A 25992-nucleotide genomic window follows, 5' to 3' on the forward strand; every position below is an offset into this window, starting at 1 on the left:
TTACTCGGAAAGGTCGGGGGGGGATGAGGGAGGCCGCGCCGGCTGCTGCCGCAACGGTGCGGTGGAACCGCGCACCACCAGCTGCGGCACGAAGCCCTGGTTGTGCAGCTGCACCGGGGCGTCGTCATAGGCATCGGTGCGCAACTGGCTGATCAGCAGCCGCGCGGCATGCCGGGCGATGTCGCCGGTGGCCTGCTTGGCGGTGGTCAGCGCCGGCCACGACTGGCGCGAGAACGGGCTGTCCTCGAAGCCGGCGATGGACAGGTCGTACGGCACGTTGAGGCCGGCCGAATTGGCCGCGGCCAGCACGCCGGCGGCGATCTCGTCGTTGGAGCCGAAGATGGCCGTGGGCGGCTCGCGCAGCGCCAGCAGGCGGCGTGCCCCCCGGAAACCATCGTCGAAGGTGTAGTCACCCGGGATCACCAGGTGCTTGTCCAGCGGGATGCCGTAGTCCTTCAACGCGGCCTCGTAGCCGGCGTAGCGCTCGCCGCTGGAGTGGTGCGAGGTACCGCCCCACAGGAAGCCGATGCGCTGGTGGCCCAGCTGGATCAGATGCTCGGTAATCTCGTAGGCGGCGTCGCGGTCGTCGACGAACACGCACGGGCCATCGCCCGGGTCCTCGGTGGCGGCGATGATGCGCACGTTCTTGATCCCGCGCGCGTTCAACGCGGCGACCAGCTCCGGCCGCTCGGACATCGGCGCGGTCAGCACCAGCCCGGCCAGGCGCGAGCGCTGCACCCAGTCGGCCAGCTCCTCGGCCAGCATCGGCGAGGTGGAATCGCAGGGGTGGATCTGCAGCCCGAAGCCGGTTTCACGGCAGGCCGAGAGCACGCCGTTCTGCACGCCGATGATGTGGTACGGGTTCGGGTTGTCGTAGACCAGCCCGATCACGAAGGTGGTGTTGCTGCGCAGGTTGCGTGCGGACGGGTCCGGCTCGTAGTCCAGCTCGGCCACGGCCCGCAGCACCCGTGCCCGGGTGGCCTGCATCACCGAGGGTTCGTTGTTGATCACCCGCGACACGGTCTTCAGGGAGACCTTTGCCCGCTCGGCGACGTCCTTGATGGTGGGTCTGCGCATTACCGGTTCCCGCGTTGGCTCGATGGTCGCCATGATGCTTGATTCACGCGCCACGCGCCCTGCCCGCGTTGTGGCCCAGGGTGCCGAAGAACAGGATGTACAGGTAGCACGGGACCATCAGCGCGGCGAACACCAGCTGGAAGTGTTCCGGGTACGCATGCTTGAACAGGGCAAAGGCCTGCGGGATGATCGCGCCGCCGGCGATGCCCATCACCAGCAGGGCCGAGCCGGTCTGGGTGAAGCGGCCCAGGCCGCGGATGGCCAGCGGGAAGATCGCCGGCCACATCATGGCGTTGGCGAAACCCAGCGCGGCGACGAACCCCACCGAGACATAGCCGTGGGTGAAGTAGGCACCCAGGGTGAACACCACGCCCAGCACCGCCGACACCGCCAGGTACTTCTCCTGCGAGATGAAGCGCGGGATCAGCACCAGCCCGGCCACGTAGCCGACCAGCATCGCGAACAGGGTGTAAGACGTGAACAGCTTGGTCTGGTCCAGCGGCAGGCCGAAGGCATTGCCGTAGGTGCCGATCGCGTCGCCGGCCATCACTTCCACGCCGACGTACACGAACAGGCACAGCACGCCCAGCCACAGGTGCGGGAACTGGAAGATGCTGCGCCGGGCGGCCTTGCCATCATTGGCGGCGGCATTGGCCTGGTCCGGCTTCACTTCCGGCAACGGCGAGAACAGCACGCCCACGGCGACCAGCAGCAGCACGCCGGCGATGGCCATGTACGGGGTGTGGATCTTGGCGGCGAAGGCATTCAGCAGCTCGGTCCTGGTGGCCGCGTCGGCCGCCTGCACCTGGGCTTCCAGGTCACCGATGCCGTGCAGCACCAGCGAGCCGATCACCACCGGCGCGAGGATGCCGGCGATCTTGTTGCAGATGCCCATCAGCGCGATGCGCTGGGCCGCCCCCTCGATCGGGCCGAGGATGCTGATGTAGGGGTTGACCGCGGTCTGCAGCAGCGCCATGCCGCCACCGATCACGAACAGCCCGCCCAGCGCGCCGCCGAACCAGCGGCGGGTGGCGAACTCGCCGAAGGCCATCGCACCGACCGCCATCACCGCCAGGCTCAGCGCCAGGCCCTTCTTCATGCCGGTGCGGTTGAGGATGAACGAGGCCGGCAGGGCCAGGAAGAAGTAGGACAGGTAGAACACCATCAGCACGAGGAAGGCCGAGACCTCGCTGACGTCGAAGGCCAGCCGCACGAAGGTGATCAGCGGCCCGTTGATCCAGGTACAGAAGCCGATGATGAAGAACAGCACGCCGACGATGGCGATGGACGACAACGTACTGGTGCGCGGCGGATAGGCGGGAACAGCAGACATGGGCAAGGCTCCTGCGAATGCGGGATACGGATCGGGGCCGCTCGGGAAGACGTGGGAACAACGTTGTCACATTTATGGTTTGCTGCTGACGGATTTGTCAACAACGCGTGATCGCCCGGCCGATACTTGCATTTGAGAGCAATCGGCGCGAACGCCGGAGGGATCAGGCTTTCCCTCGCAAAACCCCTATACCTCGGCATGCCATCGCCGGGGACGGCGGAAAATCGCTTTCCCGCGAGGTTTGCGCAATCGCGCTGCGGCGCAGCATCGAAAGTTTTAATTATTCGTTGACATCGTTGTCAGAACGATTACAGACTCGGCCCCCGAACGGCGCCCCCGACGGGCGCTCCCATGCCATAGGGAAACCGAGTGACTGCAGTCGCCCCCCCGCTACAGAGCACCCGCCCTGCGCTCGCGCCCCGGCCCTTCTTCGCGGCCGACGTCGGCGGCACCCACGTCCGCGTGGGCCTGATCCAGGCTGGCAGCGGCCTGGGCCCGGCCGTGGAGGTGCTGTCCTATCGCAAGTACCGCAACGCCGATTACCCCGGGCTGGGCGCGATCCTGGCCGACTTCGCCAGCAGCCAGCCGCCGGTCGCCGAATGCGTCATCGCCACCGCCGGCTACGCGCTGCCCGATGGCACCGTGATCTCCGCCAACCTGCCCTGGCCGCTGTCGTCCAACCGCATCCGCGAGGACCTCGGCTTCGACGCCGTCCATCTGGTCAACGACTTCGAAGCCGTCGCCCATGCCGCCGCGCACATCAACGGCAGCCAGGTGCTGCAGCTGACCGGCCCGGCCGAGGCCCCGCGCGGCCCGACCCTGGTGGTCGGCCCCGGCACCGGCCTGGGCGCGGCGGTGTGGATCCCGGTCGGCAACCGCTCGGTGGTGTTGGCCACCGAGGCCGGCCAGGCCTCGCTGGCCGCCAGCACCGAGCTGGAGATGGCCGTGCTGCAGCAGATGCTGCGTGGCCGCAGCCACGTCTCCATCGAGCACGGTGCGTTGTCCGGCCCGGGCCTGCTCAACCTCTACACCGCCCTGTGCGCGGTGCGCGGCGTCGCCCCCACGCATGCCACGCCGGACGCGGTCAGCGCCGCGGCCTGCGACGGCAGTGACCCACTGGCGGTGGAAACCCTGGAACTGTTCTGCGGGATCCTCGGCTCCACCACCGGCGACATGGCCCTGCTCTATGGCGTGCAGGGCGGCATCTATCTGGCGGGCGGGATCCTGCCGAAGATCAGTCAGTTCCTCTTGAACAGCACCTTCGTCGAACGCTTCCTCAACAAGGGGCCGATGGGCAAGGCGCTGCAAAGCATTCCCGTGAAGCTGGTAGAGCACGGGCAACTGGGCGTGATCGGCGCGGCCAGTTGGTATCTGGAAAAGTCGGCCACCTGAGCCTTCGCAGCATAAGCAACAGATCCACCAGCAATACCCAGCAGTAACGCGGCACCCCGGTGCCATCCAATCTGATGTTGAGGAGAGACAACATGCATCGCAAGACCCTGCTTTCGGCAGCGATCGTCAGCTGCCTTGCTTTCAGTGCCCACGCGCAGGAAGCCGCCCCCACCGCCACCGACCTGGACACCGTGGTCGTCACCGGCATCCGCGGCTCGATGGAAAAGTCGCTGGACACCAAGCGCGAAGCCAATGCCCGCGTTGAAGTGGTGACCGCAGAAGACGTCGGCAAGCTGCCGGCGCACAACGTCGCCGACACCCTGCAGCGCCTGCCGGGCGTGAACATCAGCTCCTCCAGCGCCGACGAAGGCGGCTTCGACGAAGCCGACCGCGTCAGCCTGCGCGGCACCAGCCCGAGCCTGACCCAGACCCTGATCAACGGCCACACCGTCGGCTCGGCCGACTGGTTCGTGCTGTCCCAGGCCGGCAACGTCGGCCGCAGCGTCAGCTACTCGCTGCTGCCGTCGGAGCTGGTCAGCTCGGTGGAAGTGAACAAGTCCTCGCAGGCCAAGCTGATGGACGGTGGCACCACCGGCACCGTCAACATCATCACCCGCAAGCCGCTGCAGTTCGCCAAGCAGTTCACCGCCGAAGCATCGATCGGCGCAGTGCGCTCGGACCAGGCCGAATCGACCGACCCGCAGCTGTCGGCCCTGTTCAACTACAAGAACGAAGACGGCACCTTCGGCGTGATGGTGCAGGGCTTCAGCCAGAAGCGCGAGCTGCGCCGCGAAGCCCAGGAGTTCCCGGGTGGCTGGTTCAAGATGGGCCGCAATGCCGATGGCACGGTCAACGCCCTGGGCCAGAGCAATCCGGACCTGCTCGATGTGTGGGCCCCGAGCCTGCTCGGCTCCACGCTGTTCGAACAAACCCGCGAGCGCAAGGGCGGCCTGGTCGAGATCCAGTTCAAGCCCAACGATGACCTGACCCTGGGCGTGAGCGGCTTCAGCTCCAAGCTCGACGCCAACAACTACAACCGCAACTTCATGCTGTGGGGCGGCAACTTCGCCAACTCGCAGGCCCCGCAGGCCGGTTACGTGGTCAAGGACGGCGTGCTCACCAACGCCACCTACGCAGGCGTGGCAGGCACCAACTACGGTGTCTACGACATGATCTACCGCGAGTCGTCGGCCAAGACCAACTACCTGACCTTCGACGCGGACTGGCAGATCAACGACAGCCTGACCTCCAGGTTCCAGGCCGGCAGCACCAAGGGCGAAGGCAAGACCGCCCGCCAGTACATCGCCGAGGTCACCCTGGCCAATGGCGGCGGCGCCAGCTGGAGCACCCATGGCAACAGCTCGCCGACCGACTGGAGCCTGGGCGGCGACCTGAGCCCGTCCGGCGTGACCAGCTTCGGCACCTGGGGCAACCAGCAGATCGTGGCCGAGGACAAGGAAAAGTGGGCCACGCTCGACTTCAACCAGTACATGGATACCGGCGTGCTGAGCTCGCTGGACTTCGGCCTGCGCTTTGCCAAGCACAGCCGTGAAGCCATGTCGCCGGAAGGCGCCAGCCCGGGCGACATCTGGTCGGACCTGCAGAACGGCGCCACCGCCAACTACCCCAGCGGCTTCGCCAGCGGCATCGGCGGCAACTTCCCGCGCAACCTGTGGTACTTCACCCCGGGCGCGCTGAAGGAAGCCATCACCAACAACTCCACTTGGCTGTCCAACAACGACGGCCCGACCGGCCGCCACAACTACGGCTCGGAATGGAAGGTCGAGGAGAAGAACCTGGCCGCCTACGTCCAGGCCAACTTCACCGGCGACAACTGGGCCGGCAACATCGGCCTGCGCTACGTCAGCGTGAACCAGGACATCGACTCCTACCGTGCGGTCAGCAATGCCGCCAACGCTGACGTGAGCAGCCTGTTCGGCATGTGGGAGGCGCTGGCATACAGCAACACCCACCGTCGCCTGCTACCCAGCGCCAACTTCAAGTTCGACCTGGCCGAGAACCTGGTGTTCCGCGTCGCCGCTTCGCAGACCCAGACCCTGCCGGACTACTCGGCACTGGGTGCTTCGGCCTCCGGCTCGGACCTGGACAAGACCGGTTCGGCCGGCAACCCGAACCTGAAGCCAGTGGTCTCCACCAACTTCGACGCCAACGTGGAGTGGTACTTCATGCCGCGCGGCCTGCTGTCGTTCGGCGTGTTCTCGATGAACATGAAGGACTACGTGGCCTACGGCACCGAGAAGCAGATGCTGTTCAGCGAGCTGACCAATCAGCTTGAGCAGTACGAGATCTCGCTGCCGACCAACGCCAACGCGCAGGTGCAGGGCCTGGAAGTGGCTTACCAGCAGCCGATCGGCGAGTACTTCGGCATCGATGCCAACTACACCTACTCCGACGGCAGCACCTCGCACACCTGGGCCGACGGCAGCAACAACCTGCTCGGCAACTCGAAGGACACCTACAACGTCGGTGCCTACTTCGAGAACGACACCTTCGGTGCGCGCGTCGGCTACACCTACCGCTCCTCGTTCCTGATCGGCCTGTCCTCGGTGAATCCGTACTACCAGGATTCGTTCGGCACCGTGTCGGTCTCGTTGAACTACAAGGCCACCGACTGGCTGAGCTTCAGCCTGGATGCGCTGAACCTCAACGACCCGACCTACAAGTACTACCAGAGCTCGGCCATTCCGGTTGCGTTCTACAACAACGGTCGCCAGTACTACTTGAACGCCCGCATCAAGTTCTGATCCATCCCGGCACGCAACATCGCCGGACAGCGTGACGCGCCGGGCCTGGATCACTCCGGGCCCGGCGTTTTTCGTTGGGAGTGCGCCACGCCCCTCCACCGGCATGCCGGCCGATGGCGGGCGTCCCGCAACGTGCCCCTTGGGCACCTTCCGCGCAGGGTCCGCCGCTGCCGTTGCACAATCCTGCTTTCGTCGTGCCGCGCATGACCCGGCACTGCACTGCCCGCAATCCCGCACCACCTGCCAGGCCTGGCCCGGCACCACCGTCTTACAACAGGAGCTCCGCCCCGATGACGAAGTCCCTCCGTGCGCGCCGTCGCGCAACCCTGCTCGGCAGTTGCATGCTGCTCGGCCTCACCACCGTGCAGGCCCACGCCGCCGCCGGCGCACCGTCGCTGATCCCCCTGCCCGCCAATTACCAGGCCGACGGCGGCAAGGACTTCGTGCTGAAGCATGCCGCCCGGGTCGGCGGCAATGACGAAGCCTCGCGCCGCGTCGCCGCCCAGTTCGTAGAGCTGCTCAAGCAGAACGGCGGGCCCACGCTGGCCGTGGCCGAGAACGCCAACAAGGCACAGATCCGCTTCCGCCTGGACCCTTCGGCCACCAATCCGGCCGAGGCCTACACGCTCAAGGTCTCCAACACCGGCATCGACGTCAGTGCCAGCGATGACCGCGGCCTTTTCTACGGTGCCGTCACCGCCGCCCAGCTGCTGACCGACCAGACCCCCGGCGAGGTCGCCGCGGCCACCATCACCGATGCGCCGCGCTTCGTCTGGCGCGGGCTGATGCTCGACTCGGCCCGCCACTTCCAGAGCATGGAGGAGATCAAGAAGCTGCTCGATGCGATGGCCCAGCACAAGCTCAATACCTTCCACTGGCACCTGACCGACGACCAGGGCTGGCGCATGGAGATCAAGCGCTACCCGAAGCTCACCGAAACCGGCAGCTGCCGCGTGCCGCTCGGTGATGCCGGCCGCAACGAGGCCACCGGCCAGCCCCGCACCTACTGTGGTTTCTACACGCAGGAGCAGATCCGCGAGATCGTCGCCTACGCCGCGCAGCGGCATATCCAGGTGATCCCGGAGATCGATGTACCCGGCCACGCCACCGCGGCCATCGTCGCCTACCCGGAGCTGGGCGTGACCGACCAGAAGCTGGTCATCGACAACCAGTGGGGCGTGTTCCCCAACCTGTTCAACACCGAAGAAAGCACGATGCAGTTCCTGGAGAACGTGCTGCTGGAAGTGATCGACATGTTCCCGGCAAAGTACGTGCACGTGGGCGGCGACGAAGCGGTCAAGGACCAGTGGATCGCTTCCCCGCGCGTGCAGGCGCACATGCGCCAGCTCGGCCTGAAGGACGAGATGGAAATGCAGAGCCACATGATCAAGCGCCTGGAAAAATTCCTGGAGCAGCACGACCGCCGCCTGATCGGCTGGGACGAGATCCTCGAGGGCGGCCTGCCGCCGGAAGCCACGGTGATGTCCTGGCGTGGCACCGAGGGCGGCCTGAAGGCAGCCAGCGAAGGCCACGACGTGATCATGTCGCCGGTCACCCACATGTACATGGACTACCTGCAGACCGAATCGCCGAACGAGCCGCCGGGCCGCCCGACCACGATCCCCCTGCAGAAGGCCTACGAATTCGAACCGGTGCCCGCCGAACTGGCCGCCGACAAGCGTTCGCACATCCTGGGCCTGCAGGCGAACATGTTCGTCGAGCACACCCGCAACAACCGCCACCTGGAACACAACCTGTTCCCGCGCGTGGCGGCGGTGGCCGAGACCGGCTGGAGCCCGCAGGACAAGCGCGACTTCCGTGGCTTCACCCAGCGCCTGCCGCGCCAGCTGCAGCGCTACCGTGCGATGGACATCGCCTACGCGCAGACACCGTTCCAGGTGGACCTGCGCGACAAGGGGGATGCTGCCACCGGCAACGTCACCGTCACCCTGGACAATCCGCTGGGCTACCCCGTGCATTACACGCTCGATGGCAGCGCGGTCAGCAGCCGCTCGCCGCTGTACAGCCAGCCGCTGCAGCTGAAGGTTCCCGTGCAGGTGCAGGCGGCGGCCTTCTTCAACGACCTGCCACTGGCCGCGGCCAGCAACTTCGCGCTTACCGCCGACTCCCTGCGGGTGCGCGAGGACACCCAGCTGGGCCTGTGCCCGAACGGCGGCAAGCTGCTGCTGCGCCTGGAAGACGACGGCCCGGCCGAGGGCGAGCGCGAAGTGTTCAACGTCAACATCTTCAACCCGTGCTGGTTGTGGGAAGACGTGAACCTGGCCGGCATCAGCAGGATCAAGGTGCGTGCCGGCCGCATCCCGTACAACTTCCAGCTGGCCCATGACGAACCGGCACGCAAGTTCGCTCCGGCGCACAGCAGGTACGGCGAGATGGAGATCCTGGCCAACTGCGAAGGCACGCCGCTGGCCTCGGTGCCACTGCCCGCCGAACCCGGTGCCGACGGCTTCCTGGAACTGGAGGCACCGATCACCGCGCCAGCCGCACGCGGCGACCTGTGCGTGCGCTTCACCGGCGATACGCGACCGAACATGTGGACGCTGGACTGGATCCGGCTCGAACCGGCCCGCTGACCGTCCCTGCCGTCGTCTCCCGGAAGGCCACCGCTCGCGGTGGCCTTCCGCGTTTCCGGCCCTCGCAGGGGCCACCCGCGCCAACCCACGCGCCGCTTCCTCCCTGTCGCAAGGCGGCTGCATGCCCCGCCGGAGGGTGGCTTTGCAGACCCCGGACGGCTTGCCAAAAAATTTCACGGACATCCATTTCAACCCGCCAGCCGGCGGCAAGATGCCGACACCCATTGCAATGAAATCTAAATTTCCATTGAAATCATCAGTCTATGGATGACCAAAGTCATGCCCGGCACATGAAAATTTTTTGCAACACAGCTTGACATCGTTGTCACACAGCACGGAAACTCCACCTGCCGTAGCGCCAAAGGGGGCCGCACGGACTTCGGGGGAACTTCGTGGTTGCCAGTCTTCCAGCAGCGTCCAAGCACACCACCGCCACGGCCCGGCCCTTGCTGGCCGCGGACGTCGGCGGCACCCATGTGCGTGTGGGCCTGGTCTGGCCGGCCAGCGGCGGCCAGCGCCTGCAGGTGCAGGACTATCGCCAGTACCGTTGCGCCGACCACGATGACCTGGCCGCGATCCTGCGCCAGTTCCCGGTCGACCCTGCCTCGCTGTCCGCCTGCGTGATCGCCAGTGCCGGCCATGCCCTGGCCGATGGCACGGTGATCTCGGCCAACCTGCCGTGGCCGCTGTCCACCACCGCCATCCGTACCGCGCTCGGCACGCCGGCCGTGCACCTTGTCAACGACTTCGAGGCCGTGGCCCATGCCACCGCCCACATCGACCACGACCAGTCCACGCTGCTCTGCGGCCCGGCCCAGGCGGCCGAGGGCCCGGTCCTGGTGGTCGGCGCCGGCACCGGCCTGGGCGCGGCGCTGCGGGTTCCCTTCGGCGGCCGCTCCCTGGTGCTGGCCACCGAGGCCGGCCAAGCCGCCTTCGCCGCCACCACCGAGCTGGAGATCGCGGTGCTGCAGCAGTTGTTGCGCAGCCGTCCGCATGTCTCCGTCGAGCAGGCCCTGTCCGGCCCCGGCCTGCTCAACCTGTACGGCGCGCTGTGCGCCCTGCGCGGCCAGTCGCCCCGCCATGCCACCCCGGACGCGATCAGCCACGCCGCCTGCGAAGGCAGCGATCCGCTGGCCGTGCAGACGCTGGAACTGTTCTGCGGCCTGCTCGGCTCGGCCATCGGCGACATGGCGCTGGTGTACGGCCCGCACGGCGGCATCTACCTGGCCGGCGGCATCGCCCCGCGCATCGGCCACTTCCTTGCCAACAGCACCTTCGCCGATCGCTTCCTCAACAAGGGACCGATGCGCAAGGCGCTGGAACGCATTCCCGTGCGGCTGGTCGAGCACGGGCAACTGGGCGTCATCGGCGCCGCCAGTTGGTACCTGGAACGCAGGGAACTCGAGCCTTGCACTCCACCAAGCGCAGCAGTCCCCGTGCACGCGAACGCATCCCGCCCCTGCATCGGTCCACGTCAAGCCACTGCCGGCTGAGCCGCCGGAATCCATCAATGATGAGGAGAGACATCATGAGGTACCGCAAGTCCGTACTATCCGCCGCCATCGTCACCTGTCTGAGCTTCTCCGCGCACGCGCAGGAAGCGGACAAGAGCGCCACCGACCTTGACCGCGTCGTCGTCACCGGCATCCGTGCCAGCCTGCAGCAGTCGCTGGAAACCAAGCGCAACGCCGACGCCATCGTCGACGTCATCACCGCCGAGGACGTGGGCAAGTTCCCGGCCACCAACGTCGCCGAAGCGATGACCATCATCCCCGGCGTGACCATCGACCGCGCCTACGGCCAGGGCGAGAAGGTCAGCATCCTCGGCACCGACCCGGCGCTCAACCGCACCCTGCTCAACGGCCAGTCCATCGCCTCGGGCGACTGGAACATGTCCGACTTCCCGACCCGTACCTTCAACTACTCGCTGCTGGCGCCGGAACTGGTCGGCAAGGTGGAGGTGTTCAAGTCGCCGGAAGCACGCATCGACGAAGGCTCGATCGGCGGCACCGTGATCGTCTCCACCCGCAAGCCGCTGGACATGCCGGAAAAGGTCAGCATCTCCGGCCGCGTCAGCTACGGCCGCAACGACCGCGTCGAGAAGACCGATCCGAGCGCCTCGGCCGCCTTCGCATGGAAGAACGCCGCGGAGAACTTCGGCTTCATCGTGTCGGCGCAGGCCTCGAACGAGAGCATCCGTCGTGACGGCATCGAGTCCTACGGCACCGTGCGGGCCAAGGATTACATCGCCGGCGTGGGGGGTGCCAACGGCTCGATCACCAACCTGCCCACCGACTGGTCGGTGGCGCCGAACCCGGACGGCTCGCAGCCGACCTCGCCGGCCACCTGCGTCGGCGCCTGCGCCGACACCGTCTACGCCAACCCCGACGCGATCGGCCCGAACTCCACCAGCGCCCACTTCTTCGAACAGGAGCGCAAGCGCAAGACCTACTCGGTGGCGCTGCAGTTCAAGCCGGTCGAGCAGATGAACATCGAATTCAACGCACTGAAGATCGATGCCAATTTCGACCACATGGCGCAGTCGATGTTCACCCACCAGGGCAACACCTGGAACAGCCTGAAGACCCTCAGCGGCCTCACCGTCAAGGACGGCCTGATCACCAGCGCCAGCCACAAGAATGGCCTGGTCGTGTTCGACATGCAGAACCGTCGCGCGCAGGTCGATTCGGAAACCTACGACATCAAGCTGGACTGGAACGACGAACGCTGGTTCGCCTCCACCCACATCGGCCGCACCAAGGCCGAGGGTGGCCCGAAGCAGGTGTTCGGCGAATTCCTGGCCCGCACCGACTACACCTGGTCCATCGCCGATGCACCGGGCAAGCCGGGCAGCGTGCACTTCACCGGCGCCAACCCGTTCCAGAACCCGGACCAGTTCCAGATGGACGGCGGTTGGGGCGCGGACCCGAACCAGCCGAGCTGGAACACCGGCTGGGGCGGCAACCTGGTGGAGAAGCCGACCACCGACAAGGAAACCTACGGCCAGGTCGACTTCGGCATCAAGCTCGATTCGCCGGTCTACCTGCTGCGCTTCGGCTACAAGCAGCGCAAGCATGAAACCACCCAGATCCAGCGCGGCATCGGCCTGGCCTCGGTGGCCGGCTACGGCGACGCCAAGGCTTCGGACTTCGACCCGCGCAAGCTGCCGGGCAACTACCTGAAGGGCTTCAGCGGTTACGGCGACCTGGGCAACCGCTTCACCATCGATGGCTGGAAGCTGGCCGACTACATCACCAGCGGTGATTGGCTGGCGCCCTGGCAGACGATGCCGGTGATGTCGCAGTTCAGCGCCGAGGAGTTCGCCCGCAACAACTGGTCGATCAACGAAGACATCGGCGCCGCCTACCTGCAGGCGGACTTCAGCTTCGACCGCCTGCGCGGCAACATCGGCGTGCGCTACGTGCGTACCGACCTGGAGTCGGGCAGCTTCGCGTGCAACACCGGCCTGGCCGGCTGCACCCAGGCTGGCTGGTCGGCCGAGAAGCTGGCCGCCTCGTACAGCCCGGTCGTGGTGAAGAACAAGTACAACAACGTGCTGCCCAACCTGAACCTGGCTTACGAGGCCACCGACAAGCTGGTGCTGCGTTTCTCCGCCGCCAAGACCATCGCCCGTCCGAACTACACCGACGTGTCCTCGTACCTGTGGCTGTCCGACACCGCGCTGACCGGCGGCGGCGGCAACCCGGCCCTGAAGCCGTACCAGTCCACCAACCTGGACTTCTCGGCCGAGTGGTACTTCTCCGACAACGCCATCCTGGCCGGTTCGATCTTCTACCGCGACGTGGCCGACTACATCCTCACCGAGTCGACCCCGGAAGTGCACTGGAACCAGAACCAGAACAAGGACGACACCTACATGGTGGACCGTCCGCGCAATGCCGGCGATGCGAAGATCAAGGGCTACTCGCTGGCATGGCAGCAGAACTTCGGCTACGGCTTCGGCGTGATCGCCAACTACACCTACTCCGATGGTGAAGCCACCGGCGACCGCCCGCTGCCGTTCAACTCCAAGAACCAGTTCAACATCAGCCCGTTCTTCGAGAACGACACCTGGAGCGCGCGCGTCACCTACGGCTGGCGTGACAAGTACTTCACCCAGGTCAGTGGCGGCCGCCAGCTGTGGACCATGGACTACGCCTCGCTGGATGCATCGGTGGCCTTCAAGATCACCGACAACCTGTCGGTCGGCCTGGATGCGATGAACCTGCTCGATGAGGAATACCACTCCTACTCCGGCGTGGAACAGCTCACCCGCGGTGCCTACCTGAGCGGCCGTCGCTACAACGCCTCGCTGCGTTTCAACTTCTAAGCATTTCTCCCTGGCAACATCGTTTTTCCGCTGTTTTTCTCCTCCAGCGGGCCTGGGTTTTCCAGGCCCGCTTTTTTTTGCGATAACGCTTGTCCACCTGGAGCTCCCATGACCCGACTGCATACGCGCACGCACGTCCGCAGCCTGCTGGCCACCGGCTTGCTGCTGGGCGCCGGCCTGACCGCCGCCCACGCCACCTCCGCACCGCCCTCACTCGCCGTTCCCCTGATCCCGCTGCCGCAGCAGGTACAGCCCGGCGCCGCTCCCTACCGCGTGGATGCCACCACCACGGTGAGCGTGGACGGCGAAGGCGCACGCGCCGTCGCCGGACAGTTCATCGCCCTGCTGGGCAAGACCAGCGCGCTGCACCTGCAGCCGGCGCGCGTCGGCAAGCCGGTACGCGGCATCCGCTTCGAGCACGATGCGTCGCTGGCAGGCAACGTGGAGGGCAGCTATCGCCTGCAGGTTGGCGCCCAGGGCGTGCGCATCCGCGCCGCCACTGACGCGGGGTTGTTCAATGGCGCGATGACGCTGGTGCAACTGCTCAGCGGTGGTGATGGCCAGGACGGCCAGGTCCCCGCCGTGGACATCACCGATGCCCCCCGCTTTGCCTGGCGGGGTTTCATGCTCGACTCGGCGCGCCACTTCCAGAGCATCGAGCAGATCAAGCAGTTGCTCGATGCCATGGCGCTGCACAAGCTCAACACCTTCCACTGGCACCTGACCGACGACCAGGGCTGGCGCATGGAGATCAAGCGCTACCCGAAGCTCACCGAAGTGGGCAGCTGCCGTGCGCCGGCCGGCCAGGCCGGGGTCGGGCCTGACGGCAAGCCACACCTGTACTGTGGCTACTACACGCAGGCGCAGATCCGCGACGTGGTCGCCTACGCCGCCGCGCGCCACATCACCGTGGTGCCTGAAATCGACGTGCCTGGCCACGCGCAGGCCGCGGTCGCCGCCTATCCCGAGCATGGCGTGGTCGATGGCCCGACCCAGCCGTCGGCCAACTGGGGCGTCAACCCCTACCTGTTCAACCCGCGCGAGGAAACCCTGCAGTTCCTGGAGAACATCCTGGCCGAAGTGCTGGAGATGTTCCCCGGCCAGTACATCCATATCGGTGGCGATGAAGCGGTCAAGTACCAGTGGCAGGCCTCGCCGGTGGTGCAGGCGCACCTGCGCGCGCTGGGCCTGAAGGACGAGGAGGCCCTGCAGTCGCACATGCTCAAGCGGCTGGAAACCTTCCTGGAGGATCGCGACCGCAAGCTGATCGGCTGGGACGAGATCATCGAAGGCGGCCTGCCGCCGCAGGCCACGGTGATGTCCTGGCGCGGCATCGAGGGCGGCATCGAGGCCGCCACGCATGGCCATGACGTGGTGATGTCGCCGGGCAACACGCTGTACCTGGACTTCCTGCAGACCAACCTGCCCGACGAACCGCCGGGGCGCCCCAAGTTCACCTCGATGCAGCGCGTCTACGCCTTCGACCCGGTGCCGGCGCAGCTGACCGCCGAGCAGCGCAGGCACATCCTCGGCGTGCAGGCCAACATGTGGACCGAACACACCCGCACCTGGGAGCGCCTGCAGCACAACGTGTTCCCGCGCATGGCCGCGCTGTCGGAAATCGCCTGGACGGCGCCGGAGCGCAAGAGCTACGACGATTTCCTCGCCCGCCTGCCGGCGCAGCTGCAGCGCTACAAGGCGCTGGACATCGCCTATGCGCAGACGGCGCTGTCGGTGGCGATGAAGCGCCAGGACGACCGCGCCGGCAACAAGGTCACGGTCGAGCTGTCCAACCCGCTCAGCTACCGCGACATCCGCTACACCACCGATGGCAGCACGCCCACCGCGCAGTCAGCGGCCTATCCCGGCGCACTGACCCTGCCGGTGCCCACCGAGCTGAAGGCGCTGACGTTCTTCAACGGCAAGCCGGTGGCCGATGCACCCAGCCGCTGGAACCTGGATGCCGAATCGCTGCTGACCCGCACTGACAAGACCCTGGCGCAATGCCCGCAGGGCGGCCGCCTGCTGCTGCGGCTGGAAGACGACAACCCGCTGCAGGGCGCGCGGGACAACTTCGACGTCACCATCTTCAACCCGTGCTGGTTGTGGGAGGACGCGCAGTTGCAGGACATCCGCGCGTTCAAGGTGCGCGCCGGGCGCATCCCCTACAACTTCGGCCTGCTGCGCGAGGAAGAGGCCAAGCGTGGCTACCGCAAGCCGGTCGCCGCGCATGGCGAGTTCGAAGTCCGCGCCGGCTGCGAAGGCCGCGTGCTGGCTTCGGTGCCGCTGCCGCGCGAGGCCGGCGCCGATGGCTTCATCGAGCTGGAGGCTCCCTTGCGCGCCGGGCCGGAACAGGTCACCGACCTGTGCATGACCTTCAGTGGCGACACCCGCCCGCAGATGTGGGTGCTCGACCAGGTTCGCCTGCAACCGGCGAAGTAGTGGCCGGGAAGGCGCGGTGCGGTCCGCATGGTCCTCTCCACCCTGCGGCCCGCACCGCGCCATCTTTGCAGCAGCGCCAACGGGGTCACGACAGGGCCCCGATGGCCTGGCGACGGTATCAGTCCCGGGCTCGCCGAAGTAAGTGCCGAAAGGCAGAAAGGCACTGTTTTGAAAGGAAATTTCGGTTGCAGCCGCAACTACGCGCGTGCGCTCAGGAGGCGCGGCGGGGCTGCAGCCGCAACAGCAGGTTCGCCAGCGGCGTCAGCGCGATGAGCATGCCCGCCACCACGCCACTGGTATTGGCCAGCGCATCGATCGGGTCGGCCATCCGGTTGTCGGTCAGCGCGCCCTGCGCCCATTCGATGCCCACGCCCATCAGCACCAACCCCACGCCCGCCACCCACAAGGCGCGACGGGTGGCGAACACCTGCACCGCGCTGGCGGCCAACAGGAAATACGCCAGGAAGTGCTCGACCTTGTCGCTGTTCTGCGGCAGGTCCAGTGGCGGCGGCGGGATCAGGCACACCACGATCACCGCCAGCACCGCCGCCCCCCACAACGACAGCCAGAACCGCGCATGCCGCAACGGCTTGATCGGGCTTACAGCCGCCACGTCAGGTCGCCCATCAGGAACGCGGCACTCATGTCCACGTCGCGGCTGAAGGCCATCACCTGGAAGCGCTCGCCCATCTCGGTCGGCAGGGTCAGCCGCTTGAGCTCCTCGCGCAGGCGCATGCGGCCCACGTCGTCGGTGCGCTCCTCCGCCGCTTCGAGCAGGCCGGTGATGCCGTTGCCGAGCAGGAAGCTGGCCTGGTTGCTGTAGCCGGCCAGGTCGAAGCCGGCATGGGTGCCGGCCTCGGCCAACGCGGTGAAGTCCACCGAGGCGGTGATGTCCTGCAGGCCCGGCCACAGGAACACGTCGTTGTGCACGCGGTGGCGGTAGAAGGCGCGGATCGTGCCGTCGTCGCGGTCGTGCTGGTAGAACTCGCTGCGCGGGTAGCCGTAATCGACGAACAGCATCGCGCCGCGCTGCATGCCACCGGCCACCGCCTGGATCCAGTACGGCAGCTGCGGCAACACCTCCGAGCGGTAGCCGTGCGCGAACGGGCGCTCCAGGTAGTGCTCCAGGTGACGCACCGCCGCAGCGGTCAGCGCATCGGCCGGCTTGGCACCGCGCACGAAGCGGCCCTCGCCGTCCAGCTCCACGGTTTCCTCGTAGATCTCGCCATCGCTGGCAAGGAAGCGCGGGGTCGGCAACGCGTCGATCACCTCGTTGGCGAACAGCACGCCGTCCCAGTCGTCGTCGAACGGGCGGTCCAGCCATTCCACCAGGGCGAACACCGGCGGGATCAGCGCCTTCTCCAGGCGCTCGCGCTGGCGTTCGCGCAGGTCCGCGCTGGGTTCCAGGATGGCGTAGCGCTCCGGCAGCGCGTCCAGCTCCAGCAGGCGCTTGAGCAGGATCTCGGCGAACGCGCCGCTGCCGCCGCCCAGCTCCAGCATCCGCGCCTGCGGCCCGAGCTGCTGCAGCACCGGGGCGATCACGTTGGCGGTGGTGGCAGCGAACAACGGCCCCATTTCCGGCGAGGTAACGAAGTCACCGGAGGCACCGAACTTGCTCGCACCGGCGCTGTAGTATCCCCAGCCCGGGGCATACAGGGCCAGCTCCATGAACCGCGAGAACGGCACCGCGCCACCCTGGGCGCAGATGTCCGCGCGCAGGTGCGCGGCCAACTGCTCGCTGTGTTCAAGCGCTTCGGGTTCGGGCGTGGGCAGGTCGGAATGCATGGTGCGGCCGTTTACAGGGACAATGCACAGGATAGCCGAGTGAGGAAAATGCAGATGACAGATTACCAACGGGTGGCCCTGGTCACCGGCAGCGCGCGCCGCATCGGCGCGGCCATCGCCCGCCACCTGCACGCCCACGGCTACCGCGTCGCCCTGCATGCGCATTCATCCACCGAAGAGATGCAGTCGCTGGCCTTCGACCTGGAAAGCGAACGACCCGGCAGCGTGCTGGCGGTGGAGGCCGACCTGCGTGACCCGGCCGCGCTGCCGGACATGCTCGAACAGGTGGTCAGCCATTTCGGCCAGCTCGATGCGCTGGTCAACAACGCCTCCAACTTCTTCCCCACCCCGTTCGGCCAGGTGCAGCCGGCGCAATGGGACGAGCTGCTGGCGGTCAACGCGCGCGCGCCGTTCTTCCTGGCCCAGGTGGCCGCCCCGCACCTGATCCGGCAGCGTGGCGCCATCGTCAACCTGACCGACCTGCATGCCACCCAGCCATTGCGCGACTACCCCGCCTACAGCATCGCCAAGGCGGCGCTGGAGATGGTCACCCGCTCGCTGGCGCTGGAACTGGCACCGCACGTACGGGTCAACGCCGTGGCCCCGGGTGCCATCCTGTGGCCGGAGGAAGGCAAGAGCGAGCTGGCCAAGCAGAAGCTGATGGAGCGCACGCCGCTGGGCCGCATCGGCACCCCGCACGAGATCGCCTCGGCGGTGCGCTGGCTGCTGGACGATGCCGGCTACATCACCGGCCAGACGTTGCGCCTGGATGGCGGGCGGACGTTGACGTAAGCCAGCGATCAAGGCCGCGGCAAACCCGCCGCCCTCCCTTGGCAACAGCCGGGGGAGCCGGCGCAACGCCGCACGGAAGCGTTTGCGCTTCCCCGTGGGACCTCACTCCCCTTCCAGCGCCACCACATCGAAATCCTGCCCGAACTGCGGATGCTCGGCCCACATCTGCGCCAAACTCAGCCCGCGCACCGGGTCGATGAATTCCGGTGCGATGTCGGCCAGCGGCTTGAGCACGAAGGCGTGCTTGAGCTCCGGGCGCGGGATGCGCAGGTGCTTGGGGCCCTCGACCACCAGGTCGCCGTAATACACCACGTCGATGTCCAGGGTACGGTCGCTGAAACGCGGGCCGGAACGGTCACGCCCGTGCGCGTCCTCCACCGCGTGCAGCCATTCGTCCAGGGCCAGCAGCGGCATGTCGGTTTCCAGCAGCACCGCGTTGTTGAGGAAGTCCGGGCCGTCGAAGCCCACCGCGGGGGTGCGGTAGGCCGGCGATACGCGCAGGGTGCCGAAACGTTCGCGCAGCACGTCCACGGCGGCCTTGAGGTAATGGCGTGGATTGAGGTTGCTGCCCAGGCTGAGGAGCACGGTGGTCATCGGTGGCTTTGCCTGCGGGCCTGCCCGCACCGGTCAGGGCGGACCACGGCCCTGCATCAGGAGTGGGGGCGACAATGATAAGGCCAGCAGGCGTCGGCCAGATGCGCGCCGGAGTGCTTTCAGTCGCTGCCCAGCGCATCGGCCACGGCACGGAACACGCGCTGCATCTCCAGCGGCTTGGGCAGCACGTGCACGCTGATGCCCGACGGGGCCTGGCCGTCGGCGAATGCCGGGGCATTGGCGTCCTCCAGCACGATGGCCGGCCCGCGGTAGCCCATCGCCTGCATCTCGGCCAGCAGCTGCCCGGCCGACAGCAGCGGGATGCCGCTGTCGACCAGCACCACGTCGGGCAGGCCGGCTTCCTGCAGGTGCCGCATCGCGACCGCGCCATCGCTGGCCAGGCGCATGCGGTAGCCCTGGCTGGACAACGCATTGCCCAGCAGCGAGAGCCGGGTGGCCTCGTCATCGACCACCAGCAGGCGTTCGCCGCGGCCGGCGCGGATCGCCGGCACCTCGCCCTCGCCTTCGGCCAGCAGGGCATCCTGCATCGGCAGCAGCAGTTCGAACGAGGTCCCCTCGCCCTTGCAGCTGTGCACGCGGATATGCCCGCCAACGCTCTCGATGATGCGCCGGCATGACACCAGCCCCAGCCCGGTACCGTTGGCCTTGGTGGTGAAGAACGGGCTGAACAGACGCGCCTGGGTCGCCTCGTCCATGCCGATGCCTTCATCGCTGACGCGGATGCGCACGCACTCCTCCTGGCCCTGGCCACCGCGTTCGGCGACCAGGCTCAGGCGCCCGCCGTCGGGCATCGCCTGGATGGCGTTCAACGCCAGGTTGAGCAGCACCTGCTGCAGCTCGGTGTAATTGGCCTCGATGGCCATGCGGTCATCGGAGACCTCCAGGTGCAGGTCCACGTTGCGCGGCAGGCTGCTCTTGAGCAGCATGCCGACCGCCTGGAACAACCGCTGCAGCACGATGCGCTCGCTGGGCTGGCGCGAACCGCGCACGAAGGACAGCATCGACTCGACCATCTCGTGGCCACGCCGGCCGCACTCGGCGATCACGTCGGCCAGGCGCACGATCTTGGGATCGTCGCTGCGCTCGCGGATCAGGTCCGGCACGATCAGCAGCGGCTGCAGGATGTTGCGCAGGTCGTGGCTGAGACCGGCGGCCAGCAGCGCCAGGCTCTCCAGGCGCTGCGAACGCATCAGCTCGTCCTCCACCCGGGCGCGCTCGATCTCGCTGCGCGCCTCGCGGATGGCCCGCGCCACGGCCGGCGGCAGGCGTGCCGGCAGGTGCTTGATGATGTAGTCGTTGGCGCCCTTGCGCAGCGCCTCCACCGCGGTCTCCTCGCCCATGGTGCCGGAGACGAAGATGAAGGGAACCTTCGGGTGCAGCTCGCGCAGTATCTGCAGCGCCTGGTAGCCGGAGAATCCGGGCATGCTCAGGTCCGAGAGCACGATGTCGGGCATGTACTCGGTCAGGGCGCGGCGCAGCCCGACCTCGTTGTCGACCCGCTCGAATTCGGCCTGCAGGCCGGCGTCGAGCAACTGGTCACTGACCAGCTCGGCATCTTCGGGCGAATCCTCCACCAGCAGGATCCGCAACCGCCCCAGTGGTGCTCCCTTGTTAGGCATGCACGCTCACTCGCCTTCCGGTGCCTGGTTGATGACCGCCCAGAACGTGCCGATCGTCTTGACCGCGTTGAAGAACTGGTCGATGTCCACCGGCTTGACCACGTAGGCATTCACGCCCAGGTCCCAGCTGCGTGCCAGGTCGCTTTCCTCGCGCGAGGAGGACAGGATCACCACCGGCAGGCGCTTGAGCTCCTCCTCGGCACGGATGCGCTGCAGGACCTCCAGCCCGTCCATGCGCGGCATCTTGATGTCCAGCAGCAGGACCGCCGGCAGCCCTTCCTCGCGGTCGGCGTAGGCCCCGCGGCGCAGCAGGAAGTCCAGCGCTTCCACGCCGTCCTCGCAGTGCACGATCGGGTTGGCCAGGCGCGCCTCGCGCAGGGCGTCGATCGCCATTTCGGCGTCGGCCGCGCTGTCTTCGGCGATCAGGATGGTACGCAACGTGGTCATGCCGGGAGATCCTTGTGGTGTGCGTCGTTGAACGGGGGAATGATGAAGCTGAAGGTGGCCCCCTTGTCCACCTGTGCCTCGGCCCAGATGCGCCCGCCATGGCGGGTCAGCACCCGTCGCACGCTGGCCAGGCCGATGCCGGTACCGGCGTACTCGGAGGCCTTGTGCAGGCGCTGGAACACCCCGAACAGCTTGGAGGCGTACTGCATGTCGAAACCGGCACCGTTGTCGGTGACGCTGAACTGCTGGCTGCCGTCGGGCAACTGCCGCGCCGACACCTCGATCACCGCCTTCTCGCGCCCGGCGCTGTACTTGATCGCGTTGCCCAGCAGGTTCAGCCACACCTGCCGCATCATGTTCTCGTCGGCCACCAGCACCGGCAGCGTGCCGATGTGCCACTCCACCTCGCGCGGCGTGCCGTCGGCACCGGCCTCAGCGCGCAGGTTGGAATCCAGCAACGCGCGGGTGTCGGCCACCAGCGACTGCATGTCCACCGGCTGCAGGCGCATGGCGCCACGCCCCAGCCGCGAATAGACCAGCAGGTCGTCGATCAACGCCGCCATCCGCTGCGCCGAGCTGCCGATCACGTCCAGGTAATGCTGCGCCTTCTCATCGGCGCCCTCGCCCAGGTGCCGGCGCAGCTTGTCCGAGAACCCGGCCACGTGGCGCAGCGGCGCGCGCAGGTCGTGCGAGACCGAGTAGCTGAAGGCCTCCAGCTCGCGGTTGACGTCGGCCATCTGCTCGACCTTGCCTTCCAGCTGCCGGTTCAGCTCTTCCACCCGCACCTGCACCGCGCGCTGCAGGGTGATGTCGCTGATGGTCATCAGCACCACGTCGTCGTTGGCATCGGGCAGCGACATGCGCCGCGCATTGATCAGCATGGTGCGGGCCAGGCCGTCCACGCCCTGCTGCTGGTGCTCGTAGTCCCACAGCTCGCGCCCGCGCAGCAGCACGTCGGCCAGGCGCTGGCGCACGAGGGGATCCTCCCAGGCACCATCGCCAATCTCCTGCAGCGGACGCTGGTTCACGTCCTGGCCATCGACCCCGTACAACTCGGCGAAGGCGTTGTTGTGCAGCACGATGCGCAGCTTCTCGTCGAGCAGCACGATGGGCTCGCGCACGGTCTGCAGCACCGAGTTGGCGCGGGCGGTGGACTTGCTCAGGCGCAACTCGGCATCGGCACGGCTGCCGATCTGCCGGTTCAGCAGCCACAGCACCAGTGCCAGCAACAGCAACTGCACCACCAGCGCGCTCCAGCTCACCAGCGAGGACATCCGCTGCTGGCGCCGCGCCTGCAGGCCGCGCTCGGCCAGCAGCGCCTCTTCGTGCTGCTGCAGCTCGACCACCATGTCGCGGATCGGGTACTCGAAGGTCATCTGCTCGATCAGCTCGCGCTGGCGCGGCGAATCGGTGCTGACGGAGATCTCCTTGGCCAGCGCCATGCGCCGCTCCAGCATCGACTCCATCTTGCCGATGCGGACCAGTTGCTCGGGGCTGTCGCTGACCAGCCCGGCGAGCTCGCGCAGGTTGTCGGTCACCCGGTCGGCCTGGTCCATGCGCTGCTGCAGCGCCGGCGAGTCGATGCCCTTGGACAGCGTCAACGCCGCCGACTCGACGTCGCGGATGTCGGCCTGCAGGTTGTACAACCGCGCCCCCACCGCGTGGGTGTGCGCCACCCAGTTGGCCGACTCCACGCTCTGGGTGGACAGCCGCTGCAGGGTCAGCGCCGGGACGATGATGATCAACAGCGCAGCCAAGGCCAGCCCCATCAGGCGCCAGCGGCTCCACCCATCGTCGCTCAATCCCAGTGCCATCCCGTTTCCTTCGTCACGCGTGGACGCCCCCTGCGTCACACCAGCCGCCATCGACGGCAGTTTCCGTCAATCGGCAGAAACCGCGGCCGTATCCAGGCGTTTGCCTGACAGGCGCCAAGGATTGCATGAAACCTGCGGGGAGTGAACGCCTCGCGTCCTCCTCCCCGCCGTGCTCCGGTTCAGCCGTCGCTGCGCTTGATCGCGTGACCACCGAACTCGTTGCGCATGGCCGCCAGCATGCGGTCGGTGAACGAGTTGTCCTCGCGCGAACGCAGCCGTTCCAGCAGCGACAGGGTGATCACCGGTGCCGGCACGTCGAGGTCGATGGCCTCGCTGACCGTCCAGCGCCCTTCGCCGGAATCCTCCACGTAGGGCGCGATGCCATCCAGCGCCGGGTTCTGGCGCAGCGCATCGGCGCTGAGGTCCAGCAGCCAGGACCGCACCACGCTGCCATGCCGCCAGACCTCGGCGATCTGCGCCAGGTCCAGCGCGAACTCGGCCTTCTTCTCCAGCAGCGCGAAGCCTTCAGCGTAGGCCTGCATCATTCCGTACTCGATGCCGTTGTGGACCATCTTGCTGAAGTGGCCCGCCCCGACCGGCCCGACATGGGCCCAGCCACGGTCCGCGGCTGGCGCCAGCGCCTGGAACAGCGGCGACAACCCCGACACCACCGCCTGCTCGCCACCGATCATCAGGCAGTAGCCCTCCTGCAGCCCCCACACCCCGCCGCTGGTGCCGCAGTCGACGAAGTCCACCTGGTGCGCTGCGCAACGCCCGGCCCGCTGCTGCGATTCCCGGTACCAGGAGTTGCCGCCGTCGACCACCACGTCGCCCGGCGACAGCAACGGCAACAACGCCTCCAGCGTCGCGTCCACTACCTTGGACGGCACCATCAGCCACAGCACCCGCGGTGCCGGCAGGGCCTGCACCAGCGCCTGCAGCGAGGCGACCACCGCCACGCCCTTGGCGCCCACCTGCGCCCTGGCCTGCTCGCCCGGATCGAAGCCGGTGACGCGGATGCCGCCGCCCTGCAGTCGCTGCGCCATGTTGGCGCCCATCCGGCCCAGTCCGATCATGCCCAGTTCCATTTCTCACCTCGGGTTGTGTTGAAGGAAATTCCGTCCGCACACGCCCGCAGGCGCGCATCGATCCAGCGCCGGTACAGGGTGGTGTGCAGGTTGTGCAGCGTCAGCTCGATGCTGAAGGGGGTGCGCGGGTTGCGGTCGAGCAGGCGGGCGATGTGGTAGCCCAGCGGGCGCACGCCCCTGGGATGCACGTACAGCATCAAGCCGCCATACACCGGGTCGCCCATCAACGCGTCGATGCGCGCCAGCAGCACCTGCTGCTCCGCCGGCAGCGCGGCCCGCAGCGTCGCATCGCGCTCGTGCAGCAGGCGTTCGAAGCGGCGCCGGCCATGTCCCGGCATCTGCCGCGCCAGCTCCCATATCCGCGCGTTGAGCGCGTCGTAGTGCGCGAAGCCGCCATGCCGGGCCAACGCCTGGGCGGCGGCCTCGCTGACGTCGGTGATCACGAAGTTCTCGGCCTGGTTGTTGATGTCATCCAGGTAGCGCTTGTCGTAGACGTGGCTGATGTAGCCCGGCAGGCCCATGAACGCCTGCCGCCCCATCGCCGCGGTGCGGACTGCCTTGCCATCGGCGAAAAACTCGCCGGCGTTGCTGCCCAGCAGGATGCTCGGCGTATCGTGCAGGGTCAGGAAGGTGCCGATGGACAATTCCCCGGCACTGAACTCCGCATCGAACGCCGCATCGCCATACAGCTCGCGCTGGGTGGCGAGCTGGGCGACCTGCCGGCCCACCCCGCACTCGGAGCGCACCCGCCCGCTGTAGAAGGCCTCCAGCGCCCGGCTGTTGCTGCCGCTCGGCGCATAGCCACGGCCAAAGCTGCGGAAGCGCTGCCAGCCCTGCGCACCCGCGCCACGCGCGCCGAAGCCGATCCAGCCCAGCTGCAACGCCGAGAACCGGTAACCGGGGTTGTCCTGCAGGCGACGGGCCGCCGCGCGCGTGGCATCGCCCAGCCGGAACGCATAGGCGCACACGCTGGCCTGCTGTTGCAGCAGGGCTTCGGCCATCTGCTCGCGCTGCGTGGCATCGAAACCCTCGGGCACCTGCACGCGCAGATCACCCCGGGCCTGCGCCTGCTGCAGCGAGGCGCGCTGGCAGGGCTGCCCGGCATTGACCGTGACCCCCTGCTGCGGGCCCGATTCGACCTGCCACCCCAGCTCGCGCAGCAGCCGCATCGCGCAGCCATCGGCGGCCTGCGCCGTGGATGCCAACACCCACATCAACGCAGCGCCGACGCGAACCATCGCGTGCCGGCACCACGTCACCGGGCTGGCGCTTCGGTCGGTGGCGGCGCCAGCGCGGTGGCGAACTGCTGCACGCGCGCGAAGAAGTTCCGGTAGAACTGCGCATCCTGCACCGTGCTGCTGGCCACCCGCACCAGCGAGTCATCGTTGCTGCCGAACGGCAGCGACACCGACCCCAGCGCCCCCACGCCCACGCTGGCCGAGGTGGGCGACTTCTTCAGTGCATAGCGGTCCTGCACCGCGCTGGCGAACACCTGTGCATGGCCGTCGCCACGCGCCGCGCAGGACACCCGCAGCACCAGCTGCTCATGCACGTCCTCCTTGGGCTGGAAGTTCTTGTTGGCCTCCACGCTGCCGGCATCGGCACGGGTAATCGCATAGCCCTGCCCCAGCAGCGCGCGGCGCGCCGCCTCGCAGGCCTGCGCCGGCGATACCTCGAAGTCGCGCGAATAGGTGTCGCCGGAATCGAACGACTCGCGCAGCAGCGTGCTGTTGACGGCCTTGCCACCGCAGCCAGCCAGCGCCAGCAGCATCAGCCCGGCCAGCGCACGAAGCCCGTAGGTGCGCATGGACGCCTCCACCCATCATCGAATGGCCCACAGCATAACGCCGCCAACGTCCAGGGACGTTGACGGCGTTTTCAACACGCTGTTGCGTTGTT

18 protein-coding genes are annotated in these 25992 nt (G+C 67.5%); 7 read left to right on the forward strand and 11 right to left on the reverse strand.

Features of this window, described 5'->3' with window-relative positions:
• Together VA603_RS18790 and VA603_RS18795 are read right to left on the reverse strand one after the other, a co-directional pair.
• Positions 1 to 1077: a LacI family DNA-binding transcriptional regulator gene (locus VA603_RS18790; protein ID WP_132865647.1), complete on the reverse strand. Its 1077-nt coding sequence runs from the start codon at positions 1075 to 1077 to the stop codon at positions 1 to 3.
• 43 nt (positions 1078 to 1120) lie between these two features.
• Positions 1121 to 2410 (reverse strand): sugar MFS transporter, encoded by a 1290-nt coding sequence (locus tag VA603_RS18795; protein WP_323439738.1) that lies wholly within the window; start codon positions 2408 to 2410, stop codon positions 1121 to 1123.
• Between the two features lie 369 nt (positions 2411 to 2779).
• Between VA603_RS18795 and VA603_RS18800 the strand changes: the two genes are divergently transcribed.
• The 6 genes from VA603_RS18800 (at position 2780) to VA603_RS18825 (ending at position 15933) form a co-directional block, all read left to right on the forward strand.
• The gene (locus VA603_RS18800; protein ID WP_192287671.1) at positions 2780 to 3802 is read left to right on the forward strand and encodes a glucokinase family protein; all 1023 of its coding nucleotides are present in this window, start codon (positions 2780 to 2782) and stop codon (positions 3800 to 3802) included.
• A gap of 92 nt (positions 3803 to 3894) precedes the next feature.
• Positions 3895 to 6567: a TonB-dependent receptor gene (locus VA603_RS18805; RefSeq protein ID WP_192287672.1), complete on the forward strand. Its 2673-nt coding sequence runs from the start codon at positions 3895 to 3897 to the stop codon at positions 6565 to 6567.
• Between the two features lie 290 nt (positions 6568 to 6857).
• Positions 6858 to 9161 carry a family 20 glycosylhydrolase gene (locus tag VA603_RS18810; protein WP_323439739.1) on the forward strand — a complete coding sequence of 768 codons (2304 nt, stop codon included), beginning with the start codon at positions 6858 to 6860 and terminating at the stop codon, positions 9159 to 9161.
• A gap of 392 nt (positions 9162 to 9553) precedes the next feature.
• Positions 9554 to 10654: a glucokinase gene (locus VA603_RS18815; protein ID WP_313252235.1), complete on the forward strand. Its 1101-nt coding sequence runs from the start codon at positions 9554 to 9556 to the stop codon at positions 10652 to 10654.
• Positions 10655 to 10689: 35 nt separating this feature from the next.
• On the forward strand, positions 10690 to 13491 hold the full coding sequence (locus tag VA603_RS18820; RefSeq protein WP_132865653.1) for a TonB-dependent receptor: 2802 nt from the start codon (positions 10690 to 10692) through the stop codon (positions 13489 to 13491).
• A 108-nt stretch (positions 13492 to 13599) separates the two neighbouring features.
• Positions 13600 to 15933: a beta-N-acetylhexosaminidase gene (locus VA603_RS18825; protein ID WP_323439740.1), complete on the forward strand. Its 2334-nt coding sequence runs from the start codon at positions 13600 to 13602 to the stop codon at positions 15931 to 15933.
• Positions 15934 to 16144: 211 nt separating this feature from the next.
• On the opposite strand, the gene VA603_RS18830 is transcribed toward VA603_RS18825, so the two are convergent.
• Positions 16145 to 16546 (reverse strand): VanZ family protein, encoded by a 402-nt coding sequence (locus VA603_RS18830; protein ID WP_132865655.1) that lies wholly within the window; start codon positions 16544 to 16546, stop codon positions 16145 to 16147.
• Complete coding sequence (locus VA603_RS18835; protein WP_192287677.1) at positions 16534 to 17718, reverse strand: class I SAM-dependent methyltransferase; 1185 nt, start codon at positions 17716 to 17718, stop codon at positions 16534 to 16536. The genes VA603_RS18830 and VA603_RS18835 overlap by 13 nt, the downstream gene beginning before the upstream one ends.
• A 54-nt stretch (positions 17719 to 17772) precedes the next feature.
• On the opposite strand from VA603_RS18835, the gene VA603_RS18840 reads away from it, so the two are divergent.
• Positions 17773 to 18510 carry a pteridine reductase gene (locus VA603_RS18840; protein WP_323439741.1) on the forward strand — a complete coding sequence of 246 codons (738 nt, stop codon included), beginning with the start codon at positions 17773 to 17775 and terminating at the stop codon, positions 18508 to 18510.
• A gap of 102 nt (positions 18511 to 18612) precedes the next feature.
• Here the strand turns inward: VA603_RS18840 and folK are convergent, their stop codons facing one another.
• From folK to VA603_RS18875, 7 genes are all read right to left on the reverse strand, one after another.
• Complete coding sequence (gene folK, locus VA603_RS18845) at positions 18613 to 19104, reverse strand: 2-amino-4-hydroxy-6-hydroxymethyldihydropteridine diphosphokinase (protein WP_132865658.1); 492 nt, start codon at positions 19102 to 19104, stop codon at positions 18613 to 18615.
• Between the two features lie 119 nt (positions 19105 to 19223).
• Positions 19224 to 20744, reverse strand: coding sequence for an ATP-binding response regulator (locus VA603_RS18850; RefSeq protein ID WP_323439742.1), 1521 nt, complete (start codon positions 20742 to 20744; stop codon positions 19224 to 19226).
• 6 nt (positions 20745 to 20750) lie between these two features.
• A complete protein-coding gene (locus VA603_RS18855; protein ID WP_132865660.1) occupies positions 20751 to 21191 on the reverse strand; it encodes a response regulator in 441 nt (146 codons plus the stop codon).
• Complete coding sequence (locus VA603_RS18860) at positions 21188 to 23005, reverse strand: sensor histidine kinase (RefSeq protein ID WP_323439743.1); 1818 nt, start codon at positions 23003 to 23005, stop codon at positions 21188 to 21190. The genes VA603_RS18855 and VA603_RS18860 overlap by 4 nt, the downstream gene beginning before the upstream one ends.
• 179 nt (positions 23006 to 23184) lie before the next feature.
• Positions 23185 to 24093: a phosphogluconate dehydrogenase (NAD(+)-dependent, decarboxylating) gene (gene gnd / locus VA603_RS18865; protein ID WP_132865662.1), complete on the reverse strand. Its 909-nt coding sequence runs from the start codon at positions 24091 to 24093 to the stop codon at positions 23185 to 23187.
• Positions 24078 to 25331 (reverse strand): hypothetical protein, encoded by a 1254-nt coding sequence (locus VA603_RS18870; protein ID WP_323439744.1) that lies wholly within the window; start codon positions 25329 to 25331, stop codon positions 24078 to 24080. Before VA603_RS18870 ends, gnd begins: the two co-directional genes overlap by 16 nt.
• 17 nt (positions 25332 to 25348) lie before the next feature.
• Complete coding sequence (locus VA603_RS18875) at positions 25349 to 25900, reverse strand: DUF2242 domain-containing protein (protein ID WP_323439745.1); 552 nt, start codon at positions 25898 to 25900, stop codon at positions 25349 to 25351.
• Between the last annotated feature and the right edge of the window lie 92 nt (positions 25901 to 25992).

The organism is Stenotrophomonas capsici, from assembly GCF_034961085.1.
Lineage (GTDB): Bacteria > Pseudomonadota > Gammaproteobacteria > Xanthomonadales > Xanthomonadaceae > Stenotrophomonas > Stenotrophomonas capsici.